At 43.2% G+C, this 22749-nt stretch carries 21 protein-coding genes; 9 read left to right on the top strand and 12 right to left on the bottom strand.

What is annotated here, in order from left to right; translation table 11 throughout:
* The first annotated feature begins 134 nt into the window (after positions 1-134).
* A complete protein-coding gene (locus BMW53_RS10060) occupies positions 135-1130 on the top strand; it encodes an adenosine kinase (RefSeq protein ID WP_038555764.1) in 996 nt (331 codons plus the stop codon).
* Positions 1131-2855: 1725 nt separating this feature from the next.
* On the opposite strand, the gene BMW53_RS10055 is transcribed toward BMW53_RS10060, so the two are convergent.
* Together BMW53_RS10055 and BMW53_RS10050 are read right to left on the bottom strand one after the other, a co-directional pair.
* The gene (locus BMW53_RS10055) at positions 2856-3470 is read right to left on the bottom strand and encodes a deoxynucleoside kinase (protein ID WP_038555755.1); all 615 of its coding nucleotides are present in this window, start codon (positions 3468-3470) and stop codon (positions 2856-2858) included.
* A 40-nt stretch (positions 3471-3510) separates the two neighbouring features.
* The gene (locus BMW53_RS10050) at positions 3511-5031 is read right to left on the bottom strand and encodes a GH3 auxin-responsive promoter family protein (RefSeq protein WP_038555752.1); all 1521 of its coding nucleotides are present in this window, start codon (positions 5029-5031) and stop codon (positions 3511-3513) included.
* Positions 5032-5268: 237 nt separating this feature from the next.
* Here BMW53_RS10050 and BMW53_RS10045 point away from each other — a divergent pair, with 237 nt between their 5' ends.
* From BMW53_RS10045 to BMW53_RS10035, 3 genes are all read left to right on the top strand, one after another.
* Positions 5269-5793 carry a CvpA family protein gene (locus tag BMW53_RS10045; protein ID WP_038555749.1) on the top strand — a complete coding sequence of 175 codons (525 nt, stop codon included), beginning with the start codon at positions 5269-5271 and terminating at the stop codon, positions 5791-5793.
* Entirely contained in the window at positions 5783-6868 is a 1086-nt protein-coding gene (locus BMW53_RS10040) for a DUF3667 domain-containing protein (RefSeq protein ID WP_038555746.1), read from the top strand. Before BMW53_RS10045 ends, BMW53_RS10040 begins: the two co-directional genes overlap by 11 nt.
* Positions 6869-6947: 79 nt before the next feature.
* A complete protein-coding gene (locus BMW53_RS10035; protein WP_051567584.1) occupies positions 6948-7310 on the top strand; it encodes a DUF6249 domain-containing protein in 363 nt (120 codons plus the stop codon).
* Positions 7311-7361: 51 nt separating this feature from the next.
* Here BMW53_RS10035 and fmt read toward each other — a convergent pair whose 3' ends face one another.
* Both fmt and BMW53_RS10025 read right to left on the bottom strand, forming a co-directional pair.
* Positions 7362-8336, bottom strand: a complete 975-nt coding sequence (gene fmt, locus BMW53_RS10030; RefSeq protein WP_038555743.1) for a methionyl-tRNA formyltransferase — start codon at positions 8334-8336, stop codon at positions 7362-7364.
* 2 nt (positions 8337-8338) lie between these two features.
* Positions 8339-8539, bottom strand: coding sequence for a C1orf53 family protein (locus tag BMW53_RS10025; RefSeq protein WP_038555740.1), 201 nt, complete (start codon positions 8537-8539; stop codon positions 8339-8341).
* Positions 8540-8605: 66 nt separating this feature from the next.
* On the opposite strand from BMW53_RS10025, the gene BMW53_RS10020 reads away from it, so the two are divergent.
* Complete coding sequence (locus BMW53_RS10020) at positions 8606-9001, top strand: hypothetical protein (protein ID WP_038555737.1); 396 nt, start codon at positions 8606-8608, stop codon at positions 8999-9001.
* A gap of 109 nt (positions 9002-9110) precedes the next feature.
* Here the strand turns inward: BMW53_RS10020 and BMW53_RS10015 are convergent, their stop codons facing one another.
* The 3 genes from BMW53_RS10015 to tyrS all read right to left on the bottom strand — a co-directional run bounded on the left by BMW53_RS10015 (position 9111) and on the right by tyrS (position 12909).
* Positions 9111-10598: an O-antigen ligase family protein gene (locus tag BMW53_RS10015; protein ID WP_038555734.1), complete on the bottom strand. Its 1488-nt coding sequence runs from the start codon at positions 10596-10598 to the stop codon at positions 9111-9113.
* Between the two features lies 1 nt (position 10599).
* Positions 10600-11547 (bottom strand): Wzz/FepE/Etk N-terminal domain-containing protein, encoded by a 948-nt coding sequence (locus tag BMW53_RS10010; RefSeq protein ID WP_038555731.1) that lies wholly within the window; start codon positions 11545-11547, stop codon positions 10600-10602.
* Positions 11548-11616: 69 nt separating this feature from the next.
* The gene (tyrS, locus tag BMW53_RS10005) at positions 11617-12909 is read right to left on the bottom strand and encodes a tyrosine--tRNA ligase (RefSeq protein ID WP_038555728.1); all 1293 of its coding nucleotides are present in this window, start codon (positions 12907-12909) and stop codon (positions 11617-11619) included.
* Positions 12910-13145: 236 nt separating this feature from the next.
* On the opposite strand from tyrS, the gene BMW53_RS10000 reads away from it, so the two are divergent.
* Positions 13146-13727, top strand: a complete 582-nt coding sequence (locus BMW53_RS10000) for an RNA polymerase sigma factor (protein ID WP_074780591.1) — start codon at positions 13146-13148, stop codon at positions 13725-13727.
* Positions 13720-14085: a hypothetical protein gene (locus BMW53_RS09995; protein ID WP_038555722.1), complete on the top strand. Its 366-nt coding sequence runs from the start codon at positions 13720-13722 to the stop codon at positions 14083-14085. Before BMW53_RS10000 ends, BMW53_RS09995 begins: the two co-directional genes overlap by 8 nt.
* A gap of 685 nt (positions 14086-14770) precedes the next feature.
* Here BMW53_RS09995 and BMW53_RS09990 read toward each other — a convergent pair.
* A complete protein-coding gene (locus tag BMW53_RS09990; RefSeq protein WP_038555719.1) occupies positions 14771-15709 on the bottom strand; it encodes a glucosaminidase domain-containing protein in 939 nt (312 codons plus the stop codon).
* A gap of 414 nt (positions 15710-16123) precedes the next feature.
* Positions 16124-17686 (bottom strand): carboxylesterase/lipase family protein, encoded by a 1563-nt coding sequence (locus tag BMW53_RS09985; protein ID WP_038563773.1) that lies wholly within the window; start codon positions 17684-17686, stop codon positions 16124-16126.
* A gap of 449 nt (positions 17687-18135) precedes the next feature.
* Between BMW53_RS09985 and BMW53_RS09980 the strand changes: the two genes are divergently transcribed.
* A complete protein-coding gene (locus tag BMW53_RS09980; RefSeq protein WP_038555716.1) occupies positions 18136-18618 on the top strand; it encodes a cytidine deaminase in 483 nt (160 codons plus the stop codon).
* A 417-nt stretch (positions 18619-19035) separates the two neighbouring features.
* Here the strand turns inward: BMW53_RS09980 and BMW53_RS09975 are convergent, their stop codons facing one another.
* Entirely contained in the window at positions 19036-19743 is a 708-nt protein-coding gene (locus tag BMW53_RS09975; RefSeq protein ID WP_038555712.1) for an RluA family pseudouridine synthase, read from the bottom strand.
* A 174-nt stretch (positions 19744-19917) separates the two neighbouring features.
* Positions 19918-20733 (bottom strand): 3-methyl-2-oxobutanoate hydroxymethyltransferase, encoded by an 816-nt coding sequence (gene panB, locus BMW53_RS09970; RefSeq protein ID WP_038555709.1) that lies wholly within the window; start codon positions 20731-20733, stop codon positions 19918-19920.
* Between the two features lie 169 nt (positions 20734-20902).
* Here panB and BMW53_RS09965 point away from each other — a divergent pair, with 169 nt between their 5' ends.
* The gene (locus tag BMW53_RS09965; RefSeq protein WP_139178085.1) at positions 20903-22249 is read left to right on the top strand and encodes a hypothetical protein; all 1347 of its coding nucleotides are present in this window, start codon (positions 20903-20905) and stop codon (positions 22247-22249) included.
* 81 nt (positions 22250-22330) lie between these two features.
* On the opposite strand, the gene mntA is transcribed toward BMW53_RS09965, so the two are convergent.
* Positions 22331-22741: a type VII toxin-antitoxin system MntA family adenylyltransferase antitoxin gene (mntA, locus tag BMW53_RS09960; protein ID WP_038555692.1), complete on the bottom strand. Its 411-nt coding sequence runs from the start codon at positions 22739-22741 to the stop codon at positions 22331-22333.
* Between the last annotated feature and the right edge of the window lie 8 nt (positions 22742-22749).

The following is a 22749-nucleotide window of genomic DNA, read 5'->3' as shown; positions in this document are numbered from 1 at the left end:
AAAGATGTGAATAAAGTGAAATAAATGTGCGTGTTGTGTTGTTGAAGTTAAAATATTGTGCTTCGCTATCGGGATTGCTGGTTTTACCGATTGGATAAAAATGCTGATATTTGCGGCACAAAAAAATAGATAAAATGACAAAACAGAATATTCCTGCGGTATTGGGTATGGGTAACGCTTTGGTTGATGTAATCTCGGTTTTGGAGAGCGATGCTTTGTTGGAGCAGTTTGGATTACCACGTGGAAGTATGACCTTGGTTGATGCCGATCAATCGAAAACGATTTACGATGCTACTTACTCGGAAAAGAGCGAGGTGGCTACCGGAGGATCGGTCGCCAATTCGATTCGTGCTTTAGCCAACCTGGGCGGAAATGCCGGATATATGGGAAAGATTGGCCGCGATGAACTGGGCGGTCTTTTTCGCAACGACTTTGAAAAACGTGGTGTAAAAACACATTTGTTCCACAGCGAAAATGCTACCGGAAGAGTGATGGGGTTGGTGAGTCCCGATTCGGAGCGTACCATGGCAACCTATCTGGGGGCTGCTGCCGATATGCTTCCCGAAGAAGTGACAGAAGACTTGTTTACCGGCTACGAATATGTTTACATCGAGGGTTACCTGGTTTTTAATCACGACTTGATTAAAGCCTGTGCAGTGGCAGCCAAAAAAGCTGGTGTAAAAATCGCTGTCGATCTGTCGAGCTTTAACGTGGTGGAAGCCAATCTCGATTTCCTGAAAGAACTGATCCGTGATTATGTTGATATTGTTTTTGCCAACGAGGAGGAAGCCAAATCGTACACTGGGCTCGATCCGGAAGCGGCTTTACATGCAATTGCACAAGGCGACAAAATTGTAATTGTAAAAGTAGGAAAAGAGGGTTCGATGATTAAACAGGGCGATGCTGTGGCCCGAGTTGGAGTAATTCCTGCCAAAGCGATCGACACCACCGGGGCAGGCGATGCGTATGCCGCCGGTTTCTTTTATGGACTAACAAATGGCTACGATCTGGAGAAATGTGGCAAAATTGCTGCGCTTGTTTCAGGAAAAGTCGTGGAAGTAATGGGGCCAAATCTCGCCGACGAACAATGGCCGGAAGTAAAAGCTGCGATTGAAAAGATTGTTGGGTAAATAAAGTACTTTAACGAAGTTTACTTTCTTTACCCCTTTGGCCCCGACGTAAAGTACGGGATTTGGCTGTGGCCGATTTTCAATTCGCAAGCTCAACTGTCGCCATTTCCCTTTATAAGGGGAAACCGTTTTAATGGAATATAGTGGTCTGTTTATTTGGCTCTAGCCTGGTTTAAAACTTGCTCCCCTTGTGAGGGGAGCTCCCGTCAGTTGACGGGTGAGGGGTAGAGTATAGAGTATTAAAAAAATGCTTTACCCCTTTGGCCCCGACGTAAAGTACGGGATCTGGCTGTGGCCGATTTTCAATTCGCAAGCTCAACTGTGGACATTCCTACCAGGGGCAGGCAGGTTCCCTTAAAAAGGGAAACGGTTTTGCTGTAATGCCGTAATTTTAACTGAAAAGCTTCTGGTAAACGGCTCCTTTTGTAACTACGCTGTAAACACAACTTAAATATTCCCATTTTCAAATCATTTTGCAACGATTTTTCGTTCGGAACAAGCTGACCAATTCTAATCAAATTTAGACGCCGAACGATTTTTTATCGATTTTTTACCCGGCGCTTTGTGTCTTCGTAAACTCAGCCACTCGCACCGGGCTATTGCCTGTCGCCCGCTTCGGGGCTTTAAGCACCAAGGGGTGCGTAATCAAAAGCCCGGGGGAAGCACCCGCAGGGAGCGCAGCTCCGGGGATAGAAGAGAAAAATGACAAAGGCGCAACTGCTTCCGGTTTTTGAAATAGAACCCTACCTTGCGCCGCATATTAAAAGTCGATTGTAAAGCAGGACCCCTAAAATAGTTGTTTGTACATCGTAGTTTTGTAAGGTGAGCTTCCGTCAGCTGACGGATGAGGGCTAAAGTGTCAAGAATTAAAAAATGCTTTACCCCTTTGGCCCCGACGTAAAGTACGGGATTTGGCTGTGGCCGATTTTCAATTCGCAAGCTCAACTGTGGACATTCCTGCCTAGGGCAGGCAGGTTCCCTTAAAAAGGGAAACGGTTTTGCTGTAATGCCGCAATTTTAACTGAAAAGCTTCTGGTAAACGGCTCCTTTTTTCACTACGGTGTACACACAACTTAAATATTCCCATTTTTAAATGATTTTGCAACGATTTTTCGTTCGGAACAAGCTGACCAATTCTAATCAATTTTAAACGCCGAACGATTTTTTATCGATTTTTTACCCGGCGCTTTGTGTCTTCGTAAACTCAGCCACTCGCACCGGGCTATTGCCTGTCGCCCGCTTCGGGGCTTTAAGCACCAAGGGTGCGTAATCAATAGCCCGGGGGAAGCACCCGCAGGGAGCGCAGCCCCGGGGATAGAAGAGAAAAATGACAAAGGCGCAACTGCTTCCGGTTTTTGAAATAGAACCCTACCTAGCGCCGCATATTAGAAAGTCGATTGTAAAGCAGGACCCCTAAAATAGTTGTGTGTACACCGTAGTTTTGTAAGGTGAGCTTCCGTCAGCTGACGGATGAGGGGTAAAGTGTCAAGAATTAAAAAATGCTTTACCCCTTTGGCTGTCGCCATTTCCCCTCGCGAGGGGAAACAGTGGCAAGGCTAAGTATGCAACTTTGAAGTAAAAGATAAAATCTATTTTGAACGCGCTCTCCTTGTAAGGTGGGCTTCCGTCAGCTGACGGATGAGGGCTAAAGGTTATTACATAAAAAAAATGTCATTTCAGATGAAACTTGAAATGACATTTTTAATCTGCTCTATTGTGAGATTTCTAAAATAAACCGTGAATCTGTGCATCAATCCTGTCGATTACAAAACTCAGGTCTTCAGGATTGGCAGTAAAATCAAGGTCGTCAACATTAATTACCAGTAATTTCCCCATTTTATAACCACTTATCCAGTTTTCATAACGCTCGTTTAGCTGTTTCAAATAGTCCAAACGGATGGAGTTTTCGTAATCGCGTCCCCGTTTCTGAATTTGGTTTACCAGTGTTGGAATCGATGCGCGCAAATAAATCAGCAAATCAGGCGGCTGAATCAGGCTGGCCATCAGGTCGAACAACGATTTGTAGTTTCCAAAATCGCGGGTGCTCATTAGTCCCATGGCGTGCAGGTTGGGAGCAAAAATTTCGGCATCCTCGTAAATGGTACGGTCTTGTATAATCGTTTTCCCCGATTTGCGGATATCGATGATCTGTTTAAAACGCGAATTCAGGAAGTAGATCTGCAGGTTAAACGACCAGCGTTGCATGTCGTTGTAAAAGTCATTCAGATAAGGATTTTCGTCAACGTCTTCGTAATGTGGGGTCCATTTATAGTGTTTCGCCAGAAGCTCGCTCAGAGTTGTCTTACCGGCACCAATGTTACCCGCTATCGCAATGTGCATATTCAATTATTTTTTTTTGAAATTCTAAAGTATAAAAAAATTACCTGTCGGTCCCCAGAATGTTCATAAGTTCGTCGAGATATTTTCGGTTATTGGCCAGGCGCGGAATTTTATTCTGTCCGCCAACCTTACCGCGTTGTTTCATCCAGTTGTAAAAAGTGCCTTTTGGTGCCACCGTAAGATGCAGCATTTCAAGGGTCATGTTTTTGTGGCGCTTGGCTTCGTAATCCGAGTTCAGCGTTTTTAACGAATTATCCAGTATCGTTTTAAAGTGATCGATGTCTTTTGGTTCCTTAGCAAATTCAATAATCCACTGGTGGGCGCCTTTGTTGTTGTCGCTCATAAATACCGGTCCGGCAGTGTATTCGTTTACAATGGCCCCGGTGTGGTGGCAGGCCACTTTTAGTGCTTGTTCGGCATTGTCGATAATCAGCTCTTCGCCAAAGGCATTAATAAAATGTTTGGTGCGCCCCGTTACTTTTATTTTAAACGGGTATTTGCAGGTAAATTTTATGGTGTCGCCAATTACATAACGCCATAACCCGGCGTTGGTAGAAACTACCATGGCATAATTTTGCTCCAGTTCCACACCTTTAAGATTGACAACCGTTGGGTTTTCGTTGCCAAATTCCGACATGGGAATAAACTCGTAGTAAATACCATAGTCGAGCATTAAAAGCATGTCGTCCTGGTGCTCGTTGTCCTGGATGCCAAAAAAGCCTTCCGATGCGTTGTAGGTTTCCACATAATGCATTTGTGGCGATGGAATAATTTTTCGGTACTGCTCGCGGTAGGGCTCAAAATTTACACCTCCGTGGGCAAAAACCTCCAGGTTAGGCCACACTTCCAGCAGGTTCGATTTCCCGGTTTTCTCCAGCACACGTTTAAACAATACCAGGTACCACGACGGAACGCCTGCAAAAGCAGTAACATTCTGGTCGAGGGTGGTGTCGATTATCTTTTCTACTTTCTCTTCAAATTCTTCGATTAGGGCAATTTCGGCTGCCGGTGTACGGAACAGGTCCGACCAAAACGGCTCGTTCTCAATCATAATGGCCGACAAATCGCCATGAAACGAATTGTTGTTAAAGCTGCTTACCCGGTGGCTGCCTCCCAGCGTAAGTATTTTACCTTTCAAAACTTTCGATTCGGGATTGGAAGTTATGTATTGTGCAAAAATATCTTTTGGGCCACGCAAATGACAGTCTTCCAGCGCTTCGTTGGTAACCGGAATAAACTTGCTTTTGTCGCTGGTGGTTCCACTCGATTTGGCAAACCACTTTACCTCGCCCGGCCAAAGCAGGTTTTTTTCGCCTTGCTGCAAACGGTCGATGTATGGTTTTACATCTTCGTAGGTTTGCAAAGGCATGGCTTTCTGAAATTCGCGGTACGATGTTATAGCATCAAAATTGTGTGCTTTGCCCCATTGCGTATCTTTTGCGCGTTGCAGCAGCTCAAATAAGGTTTCGTTCTGAATTTCATGTGGATACTCACGGTAATACTGTATCTGGTAGTTCCGTTTAATATTCACCCACTTGATAACTGAATTGATAAGAGGCATCTGTTACGTTTATTTTTATGAAGTCCAAATTTATGAATAAATGTATCAAATATGCAATCAAAAGTCATCTTCAAAACGGCAATAATTGCGCCGCCCGGGAAATAAATTACGGAAAGAGTTCGTTTAATCCTAAAATTTGTTCGCCGGCTGCCTGGCCGGTTTTTTAACTGACTGCGAATTTTTATATTTACTGCTTCAAATTGTGTTTTATAACCTAACATCTTTAGAAACTACAGTATGAACTACATTGATATTATTTTGGGCATTTTGTTGCTACTATCAGCAATAAACGGTTTTAGTAAAGGCCTTATTTCGGAAGTTGCATCAATTGCCGCGCTTATTTTGGGGATTTGGGGAGCCATTAAATTTTCATACGTAACCACCGATTTTCTGATCGAGAATTTCAACATGCATTCGAAACATATGAATATCATTTCGTTTGTAATCACCTTTGTGGTTATTGTTATTTTAGTGCACATTGTTGGCAGCGCGGTAAGTAAAATGGTCGAAACCGTTTTGCTGGGATTTGCCAATAAACTGGCCGGTCTGGTTTTTGGCGTTTTAAAATCGGCCTTGATATTGAGTATAATATTGGTTATCTTCGACAAGGTCGATGAGGACGTGCATATTCTTTCGCGCGAAGCCAAAGAAAATTCACGGATGTATGAACCGATCCGATCGTTTGCACCATCGATTTTCCCGTTTATTGAAGGTTGGGAAATTGATATGAAAGAGAATCGCGAATATGAAGATGTGGTCTAAATTAACAGAGCGTTTTAAGGGGAAGGACAATTCCACCTGGCACATCGATGTTGATTGTTTAAACTGTGGAACAAATTTTTCGGGGCATTACTGTCCGAATTGTGGCCAGGCGGTTAAAGAGTACGACAAACCTTTTGGTTTTATTTTTTACAATTTTCTGGGCGACTTTTTTGCTTTCGATCCCCGTTTCTTTAAAACATTATTTGGCTTAATTGCGCGGCCCGGTTTTCTTACCAAAGAGTATTTTGCCGGTCGCAGAGTTCGCTACACTCCGCCGTTTCGTATTTTCGTTTTTGTGAGTTTTGTGCTTTTTCTGTTGTTGCAAATTGTTACCAACCGGGGTTTGTCAACCGTACTCGACTCGGATTTAAACGATGCAAAGTTAGGCCTCGATTCCAGTTCGGTAGCGACCGCCGATTCTGTTTTTAACCAGGTAAACGATCAAATTTCGCCGGAAGAAAAGCAGGCATTGGATAAAGTTTTGAGTAAGGGAAATATTCACATTGATAGTATCGATGTAGCTAAATCAGCCAGTGAAATAGATTGGGGAAGTTGGGGCGGCGCACAAAATATAAGATTGGCGCTGAATGATTATGCCGACAAAATGCAAAAGGAGCTGGAAGAGGAAAAAGATCCGGGGAAACGCGCCGAATTGCAGGAAAATATCCGGCTGTTGCGCTCTCCTGAAGCTACCATGGCTAAAATTCTTAAATACATTTCGTACGCATTTTTCCTGTTGTTGCCACTTTTTGCCCTCATTTTAAAGCTCATTTATATTCGCCGGCGCCATAATTTCATGCGCCACCTGGTTTTTTCCATTCACATCCATTCGTTTATTTTTATGGTAATGACATTTATAATTGGATTAAACCTTTTATTTAAGAATATTCCCGGGGCAATCAGTGCTGTACTTATACTTTCGATTCCGATTTACATTATAATTGCCATCAAAAAGTTTTACGGACAGTCGCTGGGTAAGGTCGTGCTAAAATTCTTCGCCCTATCGTTTATTTATAACATCGTATTCTTTACCGTAATACTGCTCGCTTCTCTGGATGCCATTAATTTGCTCTGAAAATTAGTTTAAAAAAGTTGCAACATTTCATTCTTCCCGGTAGTCAAACGGTCAGAAAATAAATTAAAAAAGAGAAATTATGATGCCAGAAGTTATTGTCACAGCGGTTGTATTTTTTGCGACCTATCACATTATTAGACTTATTTCAAACCACCTATTAAAACGGAAACTGATTAAGGCCGAACAGTACGAACGTGTTGGTATTTTGGAAGAACCAAAAGTTGAAAATGATGAATCGAATCGTTATCCTTCGTTGAAATGGGGCTTGGTTGCCTTAATGACCGGTTTGGGTTTTATTATTATTGAAGTGATGGGCTTATTTAACCGGGAAATGGTTAGAGGTCGTGATGCCGTTTTACCACTTGGAATTTTGATGGTTTGTATCTCGCTCGGGTTCCTGATTTATTTCTTTATCATGAACGGAAAAGCCGTTAAGAAATAACTTATTCGTTAGTGATAGTCTCACTCAAAGTGAGGCTATCACTATTCTTTTTTATAAAAATGTATAATCTCCTATTTGCTGAAATCCCCGAAGAAAATCCTGAACTTTCATTCTTTTTTTTCCGGCAATTTGCAAGTCGGTAATTTGTAGCCAGCCATTGGTGCAGGCCACTTTTATAAAGTTCTTGCCGTCGCTTTCCAGTGTTCCCGCAGGCGTGTTTTTGTTATCCTCAACACGCATGGCCATAAAAATTTTGGTGGCAGTTTCCTTCCCCGTTTCTTTGTGCTTTAGCGTACTCCATGCAGCAGGGTAGGGCGATAGTCCGCGAATAAGGTTACGAACCGCATCAGCATCGGCCGACCAATCGATTTTACAGTTTTCCTTGAAAATTTTCGGAGCATGTTTTATCTCTTCTCCTTCGGCAACCAGCTCTTCCTGCGGAATGGCTTTGTAATTTCCCGTTGCCAGTGCATCAACAGTTTGAACAACCAGTTTGGCACCAATTTCCATCAGTGCATCGTGAATGGTGCCAACGGTGTCGTTTTCCCAAATGTCAATTTCTTTGCGGAACAATATTTTGCCGGTATCAATTTCATGAGCCAGCAAAAATGTGGTTACCCCGGTTTTTGTTTCGCCGTTTATAACCGCCCAGTTTAGCGGGGCAGCACCACGGTATTGTGGCAACAACGATCCGTGCAAATTAAAAGTGCCCAAACGTGGCATGTCCCAAACAACTTCGGGTAACATTCTGAAAGCCACAACCACCTGCAAGTCGGTTTCCAGTGCTCTTAGTTCATCCAGAAATTCCGGATTTTTAAGTTTTTCGGGTTGCAGAACATTTAGCCCTTTTTCGCTTGCATAGATTTTCACCGCCGATTGGTGGAGTTTTTTTCCGCGTCCTGCCGGTTTGTCGGGCGCTGTAATTACACCAACTACATTGTATCCGCCTTCAACCAGAGCCTGTAAACTGGCCACGGCAAAATCGGGTGTTCCCATAAAAACGATTCTCAGGTCTTTTCCTTGCATAACTATTTTTTTCTGAGGTTGGTATTTCCTTTTTGTGCTTTTGGCCAATAAGGGCAGTGGCGGCATCCGTTGGCACAACAGTAACCACGGTTTATCAGGTATGACTCGGTCATTACCCTGTAGCCATTTTCCATGTAAAAATCTTTCCCCTCCTGCAATTCATCCTCGTATCGGTCAGGAAAAAGGTCATCGAAATATCCCATTCTCAAATTTTTTTCAAAAGTAGCCAAATTGACTTATCTTTCAGAACACGAATCGCAGTTTTTGCCATGGGAGTTGAGAAAGATTATTTAATGCGTCAGCTGATGATGCTGTTTGAAGTGATCCAGAAGATTTTGCGCCACCGCAGAAAAGGTGAAGACGAAGAGGCTGAAAAGCAAATTCAGTTTTTTTACGAGTACCTGAAAATTGATGAAGATGTGGAGAAGCTTTCGGTGGAAGCTTTAATCGATTTGTTGGAGAAAGATAAAAACCTGGTAAACGAACAGTTGGAAATGGTGGCTTTTGTGCTAAAGGAGCAAGGCGAACTGGCCGACTCGGATGATAAACGACTCGACTTTTTCCGGAAATCGTATTTCATTTTACAAAAGGTGGAACGCGAAAGCATTTCCTTTTCAATTGACCGCCAAATGAAAATTGCAGAACTGAGCGCTTATCTGAATTAGAATTTATTCAGTTTTCTATATCAGCTTTCTAACAGCTTTTAAATTGGTACGTCATGCTGAACTTGTTTCAGCATCTATCGCACCAGGTAATTTAGCATTGACGTATTGCTTATGATTGATCGCTGATATCAGATTCCGTTAATTGTTTTGGTTCAGTATCCTTCTCCTGCTTTCTGGAAAGAATATCAATGGCAACAATCATGGCAGTAAATCCCCAAAAGGGCACCGAAATTTTGTCGGTATCCAAAAAATTATTCAGAAAACCGTGGATGTAGTAGGTAACCAGCCCAACCAGCGCTGCCAAAACAATCGACCGAAGACGATAATCCGTTAGGCGCGTATAGGTGTTAACCGCGGTATAAATCACCAAAATAATAATCAGTAAATAAGTTGCCAGGCCAAGCACGCCCGATTCGGCCATTGGGCCAAGGTATTCGCTGTGTGCATTTCCTCCGTCGGCAGAGTTGGTGCTGATTATTGTGCGGTCTTTGCTCAACTGGTATCGGGCATATTTAAACATGTAGGTTCCGGGGCCGTAACCAACAACAGGCTTATCGGCAAACATGCGCACGGCGCAACTCCAGCGGTTTATGCGCTCCAGGTTCGAGGCATCGGAGCTGATGTTCGACATCGACGAAATGTGTGTCATCATATTGGCCGACGACTCTTCGGAGTTTTGTTCCAGTTTCATTAATATCTGCGACTGGAAGGCAAGGAACAAACCAATTATCGTTATCAGTGTAATAAAAAGAGGCTTAAAACGGATGCGCAGTTTAATGATGCTCCAAACACCAAATGCAACAATTATACTCAACCATGCGGCGCGACTGTACGACAACAAAAAACCCAGCGTAACAGCGGCAAGCGCTCCGGCAGCGAGCAGTCTGATATTTTTTGAATAAGACTTGCTTAAAATGAACATGACCAAAAACGGAATGTAAATGGCGGTGGCCGCGCCATACGACGTGTGGTCGCGGTAAAACGGCGAAACCACAAAATGTGCCGCTTGCTTGTCCCATAAACCATAACCGAGGTGCCGGTAGGTTGAATAGAAAATTACCAGCATCAGCGGAATAACGTAAAGCCACACGTATTTTTCCATGTTTTTGCCGTCTTTAAAAATTTTGGCAGTAAGCAAGTAAAGTCCCACGACAAACCAAATGCGCATCAGTAAAAACTTAAACGAAACCAGCGGCATGGTGCTGGTTACACTGGTAATCAAAATCCAAAACAGGTTGAGATAAACGGCCAGCGATACCGGGTGAAGTAATATTTTCCGATCAAACTGGCGTTCCTGTATAACTTTCAGGATAAATAGTAGCAGCAGGCCAAACAGCAGCGGTTCGGTGGGAATGTACATGTCAAAACCAATTCCGGGCAAATATTCCCTTAGCGGAATGGACAAGGGCGCCAGAAAGGCAATCAGGAAAACCAGCTTGTCGAACGAAAAAACGGCCAGTAGAATTACCACAAATACAAGCGGAAGCACATTGGCATACAGCATATGTTTTTCTACCACAACCCACAGGTTTAATGCAATAAATCCAATGGAAATGAGATAGAAAAGTGCTATCCGTATGATCGTTTTTTGTGGCACTTTAGTCTTTTTTTTCGTAGTCGAGAACCAAGAATACTAGCAGTGCAAAAAATAGAGCCGACAGTGTTGTAAAAGCAACAATCAGCCATCGGACTGGGTAAGCTTTTTTATCAGCCGGAAACGGGTGTTCCACCACGTGGCTGTAGGTAATTTCTTTTTCGTATTCAGTCAGGTAGCTGTCGTAAACGATCGACAGTGAATCAATAACCTCAATGGTTTTGTTGTATTTATTTTCCAGTTTAAATGCCCGCGAACCTTCTTTCGAAAAATTGTCGTAAAGCTGTTCAATCTTTTTTGTGTCGCCTGCCGAGCCACGTCCGGAAGCAAGTGCATTCATATAACCACGGGTAACTTCATCTACCTGGCCATAACTGATGATGCCGTATTTTTCACGTAAACTGTCTAGTTTGTGCTCATAAACTTCCAGCTCGTTATATTTTCTGTCAAGCTGCCTGCCGGTTATGTCAAGCATTTCCTTTTCCTTGGCTTTGTGCAACTCCTGCACCTTCTGGTTGAAAAACGAAATAATTGAATCGCACATCGCTGAAGCACGTTGCGGATCTTCATCGAGCACTTTTATTTCGGCGGTTTCAAATTCAGTCTTGCCGGTACTAACATTGGTGTTGTACTCGGCAAGCATATACGTAATGTACTGCGGATCGTCTTTGTTTACCTTATAAACCTTCGCCAAGTCAAACGAATCGAACATCCTGAACTTAATGTCGTTCGAATTCAGAATCTCCAGCATCTGTTCGGTTTCCGATTCATCACTCATTGTCCAGATGTTGGTTGGGTAAAGGCGTGCCGTTGATTTAAATTTGGGCGTAATAAACGTCGGGCCTGAAAAAATGGCCGATAAAACAACGGCGATTACACCAACCAGTACAAAATGAAATTTTCGTTTCCAGATGAGTTGCAGGATACGTTGGTTGTCGAAAAAGTTATCCATAAGGTGTGGTTTCAATTTGATCGTGTAATTTCAACGCACCCGAGCTGTTTTTAGTATTTAAACACCTGATTATTCAGCAATAATAAGGAAGTAGTTTTTCTTTCCTTTTTGTGCCAGAATGTATTTTCCGCCAATTAAAAAGTCGTTGTTTACAACCAGGTCAGGATCGCTGATCTTCTCTTTGTTAATGCTCAGTCCGTTACCTTTTATCGTACGTCGCAATTCGCCTTTCGATGGAAATACTTCTGTTTTTTCGGCCAGTAAATCGATTACGTTAATACCGGCAGCCAACTCGTTTTTTGAGATGTTGAACTGCGGAACGCCTTCAAAAACGGCAAGGAAAGTGCTTTCGTTGAGTTTGCGCAACTGCTCGGCCGTACCTTTGCCAAACAGGATTTGCGAGGCTTCAACAGCCATGTCGTACTCTTCGCGCGAGTGAACCATAGTGGTTACTTCCTCAGCCAGCTTTTTCTGCAGTGCACGGGCATGAGGTGCTTCTTTGTGCTCGGCAACCAGCGTGTCGATTTCTTCTTTCGACAAAAGGGTGAATATTTTTATGTAACGCTCGGCATCTTCATCCGAAGTGTTCAGCCAGAACTGGAAGAATGCATAAGGCGAAGTACGTTCCGGGTCGAGCCAAACGTTGCCCGATTCGGTTTTTCCGAATTTAGTACCATCGGCTTTTGTAATCAGCGGGCAAGTTAACGCGAAAGCTTCGCCACCGTCCATTCTGCGGATTAATTCGGTACCAGTGGTAATGTTTCCCCACTGATCGGATCCGCCCATTTGCAGGCGGCAGTTGTTGTTTTTGTACAAGTGGTAAAAATCGTAGCCCTGCACCAGCTGGTATGTAAATTCAGTAAACGACATGCCCGACTTTGACTCTTCGCCCAACCGTTTTTTTACTGAATCTTTGGCCATCATGTAGTTTACGGTAATTCGTTTACCTACATCGCGAATAAAATCGAGGAACGAAAATTCCTTCATCCAGTCGTAGTTGTTTACCAAAAGTGCTACGTTCTCTTCTTTACTTTCAAAATCGAGGAATTTTGCCAGCTGAGCTTTAATACATTCCTGGTTGTGGCGCAGTGTTGGTTCGTCCAACAGGTTACGCTCCTGCGATTTTCCTGATGGATCGCCGATCATTCCGGTGGCTCCACCAACCAAAGCTATAGGCTGGTGACCTGCAATCTGAAGATGTTTTAACATCATTACACTAACCAGGTGACCAATGTGCAGCGAGTCGGCAGTTGGGTCGATACCCACATAAGCCGCAGTTAATTCTTTTTCCAGTTGTTCTTCAGTTCCCGGCATTATATCGTGCAACATGCCTCTCCATTTCAGCTCTTGTACAAAACTCATCGGTGTAAAATTTATTTGTGATCGTGATCGATTCAATCGTTTATAAAAAATCTGCGCAAATATATAAAATGCTGAGTGTTATTTAGTGGCTTTGTATTCAAAATGAAAAGCAACAGGGAAAATTGACGATTTGTAAACCACGATCTTCTTCCTTTTTCGACTCCGGGCTTCGGTCTTCAAACTTTTAAAAAATAATTGTAACATTTGCCTAACTTGCTTAGTCTGATGGGATAGTTATGAATGATGCGCAATTGGTTCAACAGGTTTTAAACGGAAACAACCATGCATTCAGGTTTTTGGCGGGAAAGTACCAACGGCTTGTCATGCATGTGGTTGGGCGTATTATTCAGCAGGAAGATGAGCGGGAAGACATTTGCCAGGAGGTGTTTATTAAAGTGTTTAAGAAGCTGAAACGTTTTCGGGGCGATTCGAAATTATCGACATGGATTGCAAGCATTGCCTGCAACACGGCAATTACGCATTACCGAAAGCAGAAACGAAGAGGGGAGCTGTCGTATAACGAGGAGCCGAACCTGCTTCTTAATGAACAAGACAGCGGACTGAACCAAAAAATTATAGAAAAGGAGGAAGCGAAAAAATATCTACTGCAACTTATTGAGTCGTTGCCGGTGAACTACCGAACGGTGATTACACTGTTTCATCTTGAGGAGTTCTCGTACAAAGAGATAGAAGCAATAACGGGAATGCCCGAGGGAACCATAAAAAGTTACCTGAGCCGGGCACGAATAGTATTAAAAGGCAAAATTGAAAAAGTTGCCCGTTTGGAACAAACTAATATATTTGTTGACTATGTATAACGAAAACCGGAATTTTGATACAGACAAACTACTGAAAGAGGCATTTACTTCGGAGCCGGAATTCAAGCTGTCGGAGAATTTTACCGATGACCTTGTTAAAAAGGTGGAGCAGCATTTTGCCTGGCAACAATACCTCAGGGAATTTGCCATTTACCTGGCCGTTATACTCGGGATTATGCTTGTTACAGCGGTACTGGCTTTTGTTTGGTTCGATGTTACTGTTTCGGGCTGGATGGCATTCTTTACACAAAATGCATCGCTGGTAGTTGGAATAAACCTTTTGGGGGTGTTTGTTTTGTTTGCCGACCGGGTACTGTTAAGGTATTTCATGTACCGGGCAGCATCGAATGCAGCTTAATAAACGATTCGGGATTAAAAATTGCGACTATTCTTTTTAATGCAATATTTTAGCATTTAATCATTTTAGTATTTTACCACAGAGTTTCACAAAGAATCCACAGAGTTTCGCAGAGAGTGGAGGTTGTATTGAAGCATTTAATCATTAAAGCATTTCCGCATTTTACCGCAGAGTTCCACAAAGAATCCACAGAGTTTCGCAGAGAGTGGAGGTTGTATTGAAGCATTTAATCATTAAAGCATTTCTGCATTTTACCGCAGAGTTCCACAAAGAATCCACAGAGTTTCACAGAGAGTGGAGGTTGTATTGAAGCATTTAATCATTAACGCATTTCCGCATTTTACCGCAGAGTTCCACAAAGTTCCACAGAGTTTCACAGAGAGTGGAGGTTGTATTGAAGCATCTAATCATTAACGCATTTCCGCATTTTATCGCAGAGTTCCACCGAGAATCCACTGAGTTTTACCGAGAGTGGAGGTTGTATTAAAGCATTTCCGCATTTTACTGCAGAGTTCCACAAAGAATCCACAGAGTTTCACCGAGAGTGGAGGTTGTATTAAAGCATTTAATCATTAAAGCATTTCCGCATTTTACCACAGAGTTTCACCGAGAATCTACCGAGTCTCGCAGAGAGTGGAGGTTGTATTGAAGCATTTAATCATTAAAGCATTTATGCATTGGAGAATCACTTCTTTTTCTTCCGCAGATAAATCACCTGGCCCAACCGGGGCTGTTCACCTTTTTTCATGTTATTGCGGCGGTACAGCGGGTTTAGTTTTACGCCATACAGTTGCGAAATGTAATGCATTGTTTCGCCCTCCTGTGCACGGTGTGTAAGTTGGTTTTTACTTGTTTTGTTCTTCTTGTACTGAATATAAACCACTTCGTTGGGAATTGGGCGGTGACCGGGTGGCTGATCGTTAAATTTATAAAGCTCCCAGTCTTTTAATCCAAGCTCCTGGGCCAGTATTTCGTAGGTGTCGCCTTTTTGTGCAACCACGGCTTTTACACGGTTAATTTTGCTTACCTTGTGGCTGTTGAATGCCTTAATTGTAAGTGCTCCGGTTTTATCGGTATCCAGTACATTATGGGCCGTTTGTCCCCCCATGGGGCTAAACGTCATTTTCTTATCGAGGCGGTGCAGTTTGTTCTCTTCAATTATTCGAATCAGGCGTTTGTCGTAATCGTGAGCCGTGGCATAACCCGCTTTTTTCAATCCTTTTGCCCAGCCCTTGTAGTCGGTAGGATCGAGCAGAAATAAGGAGGCGTAACGCGGATTCTCCATCAAAAAATTGCTGTGGTCGATGTACGAATCTTCCACCGAGCGGTAACTTCTGAAACACTCGTTGCGGCGGTCGTCGTCGTAATACACTTTTTTCCCTTTCCAGCTACTTTTGCACTTAATGCCAAAGTGGTTGTTTGACTTTCGCGACAGTTCGCTGTTGCCGTTTCCCGATTCCAGACAACCCTGTGCCATGGTAATACTGGCCGGAATTCCACTGCGGTTCATCTCTTCAATAGCCAGCAGTTGCCACTGCCTGATGTACTCGTCGCGTGTTATGTTTTGCGAAAATGCGCTTGTGGCCAGTAAAATAAAAAAGGTAAAGGAAATTATATGTCTCATGTTTCTGTTACAACGTTTGCTGATGCCAAAAATAAAATACCTCAAAGCATTATAACATATAAATCGAAGCATTTTATAAACAATGGAACGTGAGTAAGATGTGTTTATTGGCTTTTGCTGAAAAGAAATTGGTTAAATAAGAGGAATATTATGCAGTTAAGTGTTTGTTGCGGCGGTTTTGCAACTTGCCCTAAAGGCCGTTGTAAAAAATGTATGGGATTTCGGAGCCGGTCCTTCATCAAGGTCGTTACACCTTGATGAAGAACCGATAACCGAATAATGCCTTCAGGCTTTAAATGTTGTATGACCACATTTGTGTTGCTTTCAGTTAATTTGCAACACTGGTTTTTCCTTATGCAGCTTTTTACTCGGCAAAAGCGATAAGCCGATTCTGTTATGAAATCACACAAGCATTTAGTCGAGTGGTTTTATGAAATGCATCAAATCTCTGTCGTGGTTATTTACAATTCTGCATTCATTATCGAAATACATGGTAGCGCCATTTTCCGGAGTGTATTGTTCCCACATTGGCAGCACACCTTCAACATTTGGGTTGCCTGTTTTTACAAAGTTTATCCATGCCGAGCTCATTTTGTCGGCAAGCTTCCAGGCTTCTTCCGTGTTGCCGGTCCAGTCAGCTCTCAGGTCAACCGTATTGAATGCCAACGGAATGTCCAGTCCATGAAACGAACCTTTCGAAGCATTGTCAACACCACTTTTCCAGGCTAAAAAGTAAACATACAGCGGTGCATCAGTTTCTTGTGCCCGTGCATCGGCAGTTCGAATGGTAAATGGCCTGAAAGTCTTGTCAACAGAAAGCAGATCCTGCGGAGTAAAATCGGGATAAGCCTCTGCAAACAGCGAAATGTATTCGTCGGTTTTGTCGCCATATTCCTTTGCCAGACGTTCTTTTGCCGCTTCCAAAGTCAGGTCTTTTTCGCTATAAGCGGTTGGCATCAGCTCGTTCAGAGTAGAGCCAATCATTAACGGAATATTCTTTGAAATGGTTGCAAATCCCGGGCTGAAAGGTTGCTGAAGTAAAACATCGCCATCGGCCGAAGGTGCAAAGCCAAACATCGTTGGCGACCCCGGTTTTCTTGGTCCCGATGTTTTGGCAATAGCCTCGTTTCCTGCTTTTACCAGCTCTTTGTAAGGAATTGTTTCCAGTTTTTCAACCTCGTCGGGTGTAAGCCCCAGGTTTTCGAGAACGGCTAATCCCAAAGCCTGCGATTTCTCTTTGGTCATTGTGTTTATCAAGGTTCCACTTTGGATAATGGCCTTGTGAAATAATCCTTTTGCAGCCGGCATACACATTATGGTTCCCACTTTTCCGCCGCCTCCCGATTCGCCAAGAATGGTTACATCGGCCGGATTGCCACCAAACTGCTCAATATTTTTCTGAATCCACTCCAGGGCTTTTACGATGTCGAGCACACCCACGTTGGCCGATTTTGCATACTTTTCGCCACATGCCGACAGGTCGAGAAACCCAAGAATATTCAACCGGTGATTGATGGATACAAACACCACATCGCCTTTTTTCGCCAGTGCTTCGCCATAAGTCATCGGGTCGTTGCTGGCACCGGTATGAAATCCTCCGCCATGTAACCAAAGCATCACCGGGCGCTTTTTGCCGTCCCCGATTCCCTGTGTCCAAACATTGGCACTAAACAGTTCTTTTTCGTTCTGAACAGAATCGGGATACCAGGGTACTACTTGTCGGGCTACCGGCCCAAACTCGGTACATTCCCGAACTCCGTCCCAGGCATCAGGTTCCTGCGGAGGCATAAACCGTTCGGCCTTGGCGTAGGGAATGCCCTTAAAGGCGTAAACACTGTTGTTAATACTGCCCGATATTTCGCCATAGGTGGTTTTTATAACGGGTTGCTGGTTGTTGTTGGTTTTTGGTTTGCAAGCCGCAAAGCAGAATCCGGCTGTAATTGTAAAAAAGAAGATAACCTTTACTACTCGTTTCATCTCATTAAAATTGTTTATTTCATTTGTATTCGATGTAACTCTCGAAGAATTAAAATTCATGTTCGTTTCAAAAAAAATATTTAGGTTTAAATCAAATTTAAAACAATACTAGAAATTTCATTCAATCTTTTGTTAATTAGGTAGTGGTTCGTTCTGGTCTGGTATTGTAATGTGCTTTGACTCCGAATTATGAAATGGTTTAATCACTGATTTAACTTTCAAAAACCAAATGGATTATTCTGAGGGAGGTAGGGTAAGCAATTTTTCATTGCATTGTGGATTTTAATTCAGAAAAAGCAGAAAAACAAAAGGCTGTACATGTCAGTAATCCTTTTGTTTCAGGTAGTACCAGGTGCCACTCATTCTTCCTGTAGGTATAAAAAGGTACGATCGTGAAAAACACACTGCCATTTAATATAAAATTGTACATTTGAGCAAAATATCGGTTTATGCGAAGGAAGGAACTCACAATAAAAGTTTGTGAATACGATACGGTAGGGGAATTACCCGAGATGGATCAGAAATTGTTGCTGGCAGCCCGCGAGGCCAGTAAAAATGCTTATGCACCTTATTCGAAATTTTGTGTGGGTGCTGCGCTTTTGCTCGAAAACGGCGAGGTGATTACCGGTAGTAACCAGGAGAATGCCGACTTTACCGATGGCTTGTGTGCCGAGCGGGTGGCTCTGTTTTATGCCAACTCTGCTTACCCCAACCAGGCTGTAAAAGCCATCGCTGTTACGGCACAAAACTCGCACGGATTTTTGGAACTTCCGGCGCAACCCTGTGGCTCGTGCCGCCAGGTGCTGGTAGAAACCGAGTTTCGCTACAGTCAGCCCATTCGCATAATTCTTGATGGGCGCAATTACATACAGGTGTTGGATGGCGCCGATAATTTACTGCCCTTTGCGTTTAAACCGAGAGATTTGGAGTAGAAAAGTTTCAAGGCAAAAGTTGAAAGTAGAAAGGAAAAAGGAGGAAAGGCAAAAGCAAAAAGTTGAGAATAGCTGTCATCCCGAGGCAACGCGAGGGAGCTGTTACAGTCGTTCTTTTTACATTTCGGTTTTAACGAAAAATCAATGCGACCATATTGATGCATTTTCGTATTCTTTACCACAGAGTTACACAAAGGATACACGGAGTTTCCCAGAGAAGAAAGGCAAAAGTTAAAAACAACCATCAAGAGATCTGTTTCAGTTCTCCTTTACATGTTTCGATTTTATCAAAAAATCATTTGGAAATATTTAAGCATTGAATCATTTCTGCAATAAAGCATTGGCTCATTTACTCATTAATAAATCAATCCTTCAATCCTTCAATCCCTCAATCCTTCACTCCCTCATTCCTTCAACTCACACCTCCACCGGGCTAAATTTGCCGGCTTTAAAAAGTTTCATAAACTCGTCCCATACCGGATCTTTTGGCGGATCGGCAACAATGGTAAGCGGTTCTTTCCTCACGGGATGTATTAACTCAACCTGGCGGGCATGCAGATGGATGCCTTTGTTTTTGTTCGACCGTGGAGCGCCGTATTTTAAATCGCCTTTAATGTGCATATTTAACTGGCGTAACTGCACTCTTATCTGGTGATGGCGGCCGGTGTGAATCTCTACCTCCAGCAAATGGTAGTTATCGATACTGGCTACATGTCGGTAGGTGAGGCTGGCAAGTTTACAATCAGAACGCGGTTCGGTGTAGGCGTAACTTCTGTTTTTCTCCTGGTCTTTGCGCAGGTAGTGCTCCAGCGTATCGGTGTATTTTGGCGGACGTTTATCCACCACTGCCCAATACACTTTTCGCATGCCGTCTTTGGTTTGGAAAAGCTTGTTTAAGCGTGGCAGTACTTTACTGGTTTTTGCCAGAATGAGAATTCCGCTTGTTGGGCGGTCGAGGCGGTGCGGCAAGCCAAGGTAAACATTGCCCGGTTTGTTGTATTTCACTTTCAGGTAATGTTTCACCTTGTCCAAAACGGTTTCGTCGCCGGTTTTATCGCCCTGCACAACATCGCCGCACGCCTTGTTAATTGCAATAATGTGGTTGTCTTCGTATATTACTTCCATCAGTTAGCTACTGGCTTTTCCTATTCAAAGTTTATCTCAGTTTTGTCATCCCCCTGGTCCTTCGTCCCTTCCCCCTTCGAAGGGGGATTAAGGGGGATGATGCTTCTGTGAGTTTGCTTTTTTACTTTTGCTCCCGACGCTACGGTCGGGATTTCACTGCGTTCAACTTAAATTCTAATACTGTTCCTTTTCGCTCGGGAAATCCTGCGATTTCACATCGTTAATATAATTGCCAACCGCACCTTTTATCTCGGCTGCCAGGTTGTGGTAACGGCGTAAAAAGCGCGGCGAGAACTGTTGGGTAATTCCCAGCATATCGTGAATTACCAATACCTGGCCATCAACACCTCCACCGGCGCCAATTCCAATTACCGGAATTTTTAGTTCTTTGGCAACTTTTTCGCCCAGAGCGGCAGGAATTTTTTCCAATACCAAGGCAAAACAACCCGCTTCTTCCAGTAATTTGGCATCGCTAATCAACTTTTCGGCTTCGGCATCTTGTTTGGCACGTACGGTGTAGGTACCAAATTTATGGATGGATTGTGGCATTAGCCCCAGGTGTCCCATCACCGGGATTCCGGCCGAAAGAATACGTTTTACCGATTCAATTATTTCTTCACCACCTTCCAGTTTTACCGCGTCGGCAGCAGTTTCTTTCATAATGCGAATGGCTGAATGCAAGGCTTCGCGCGAGTTCCCCTGGTAAGTTCCGAAAGGAAGATCGACCACCACAAGCGCACGGTTTACGGCACGTACCACCGACGATCCCAGAAAGATCATTTCGTTAAGGGTAATGGGCAGCGTTGTTTCATGGCCCGCCATTACGTTAGAGGCCGAATCGCCTACCAGAATTACATCTACTCCGGCTTCGTCAACCAGCTGTGCCATACTGTAATCGTAGGCGGTTAACATCGATATTTTTTCTCCACGCAATTTCATTTCCGATAAACGGTGCGTGGTAACTTTTCTCACTTCACTATGTACTGACATGTCTGTTTGTATTCAATTTAGACAGCAAAATTAACCAATCCTTTCATTTTTACCCAAAAGCAGCTATTTTTTCGCTCGCTAACAACAGGTGCTTAACTTTTATTAACCGGTTTATGCGGGTAGTTTTCAGAAGGTTTATTTTCTTTGTGGCTAATTTCAAAGTCGGAAAATGAGAAAACTAAATAGCGTATTCCCCAAAGTTTATTTACCTCTAATTTTAGTATTTACGGTTTTTATGGTTCATGCACAAGAGCCTGAGATCAATAACGATGTGGTATCGTTTAAAAAGCGAGAACTGAATTGGGGATTGATTTTGGGCGTGAGTAAAGAATCGGAAGAATTGTTAAGCGACGAAAGCCGTTTTGATGAAGATCGGACTTTACTGAATGGCAAATTCAGGATTGAAAATACCTATTGGAATTTGCTGGATTACAAGCAGGAACGTTTGAATATGCGATTCGAAGTTGGTCCGTATGGCGGTTATGGCGATTGGATCGATAGCTCGAAAGTAGAATACATTACTGCCGATCAGGATTTTTACGGTGTACGAACTTCGGCGAATATCGATTACAGTTACCGCTACTATTACGATGCAAAAAGTTATACCGTAATTGATGTTAGCGGCTGGGGGCGTTACGAGGTGTTTAAGCAAAATCTGGATGGAACCAGCACCGACTCGCTGGGTGTAACCACGCCGGTTGACGAAAGCGATACGAAAGATCGCCTGCGCTACGGTTTAAATGCTAAAGTTGGTTGGGGATCGGGGCGTTTAAGCCCGATGAACCATTTAATGACCGCACATTACCTGTTGGAAAAATATTACCCGGGGCGTTTGTTTTCCGATTACGAAATTGCACAGTTTGCACAGGTGATTGCCAATATAAAACACAACCGCGATTTTAAGGGAGGTCATGTTCCTGAAAAAGAAATGGAGGAAGTGGTAGATTTTATCCGCAGTACTTTTGTGCTGGCTTCGCCCGAATCGATGGGTGCCGAGTGGCAGTTTAGCGAATTTGATCCGCGTTATCAGGGAAACCGCTTTGAAATTGGTCCGCATTTTAAATATTACAACCAGGAGCCCGATTTTCTGTTTGGCGGGTACATGCAGTACGACAATGCAAAATATGTAAATGTAAAATGGAACCGTAATCTTTCGGCTGCACTGGTGTATAACCGTTACACCAAAACCGACATGGAGTATATTGATGAGCACCTTGTTAACTCGAATGTGAGCCGCGACTGGGCAACGGCAGATATTAACCTGGGATGGAGCTATTTTCCCAACCTGAAAACGCAGTTCGATTTTGGAATACGTTATGTGCCCGGTATTCAGCTAAACAATTTTGACGAGGTGGGTTCGTTAAGCAATAACTTTATTCCTTATGTGGCTTATTTCACGCAGCTGAATAGCAAGTCGAGGGTAAAACTGAACGCTGCCTGGCGTATTGCCGATGGCGAACAGTTTGTTGTTCCCGGGCCGGAGTTTTCACTGTCGATTTACCGGAGTAAATATTAGGAAGGATTAATTTAAAGGATTAATGTAAATGATTAAGGATTAGTTTGGCGAATTCCTGTAGTTTGGTCGATGGTGATGCTTTTATTTAGAAGGATCTCGTCCATATTTTTCTTTGTAATCGTTTAAGATATCTTTCCGCGTTTCATTCAGATCGAGATACATCGACAATGTTGTCATTTCGAAAGATTCGGTTTTGTATCGATCGGAAGAGTACAGGAGTTGGCCTTTCTCTACAATTTCTTTGCGTAATACAACACTTGCATCTTTCAGGTTAACCAGATCAACATCTTTGTTCAGGGCAGCAGCTAACTTTTCCTGAATTTTCCATTTGGCTACATTCGTAATGTGCGCTTCCGAAAGAAATGCCAAATCAACGTCGCTTTCAGCTGTTGTTACTCCATTCGCAAAGCTTCCGTACAAATACACTGCGTATACTCCAGCTATATGTTTCTGAAGAAAATCAATAATAATATTTTCCGGTAAGGTGCTCAAACTTTGTT

Origin of the sequence: Draconibacterium orientale (assembly GCF_900111425.1) — a bacterium.
In the GTDB taxonomy this organism is placed as follows: domain Bacteria; phylum Bacteroidota; class Bacteroidia; order Bacteroidales; family Prolixibacteraceae; genus Draconibacterium; species Draconibacterium orientale.
The sequence above is the reverse complement of the archived record's forward strand: the minus strand, read 5'-3'. Positions and strand labels throughout refer to the sequence as shown.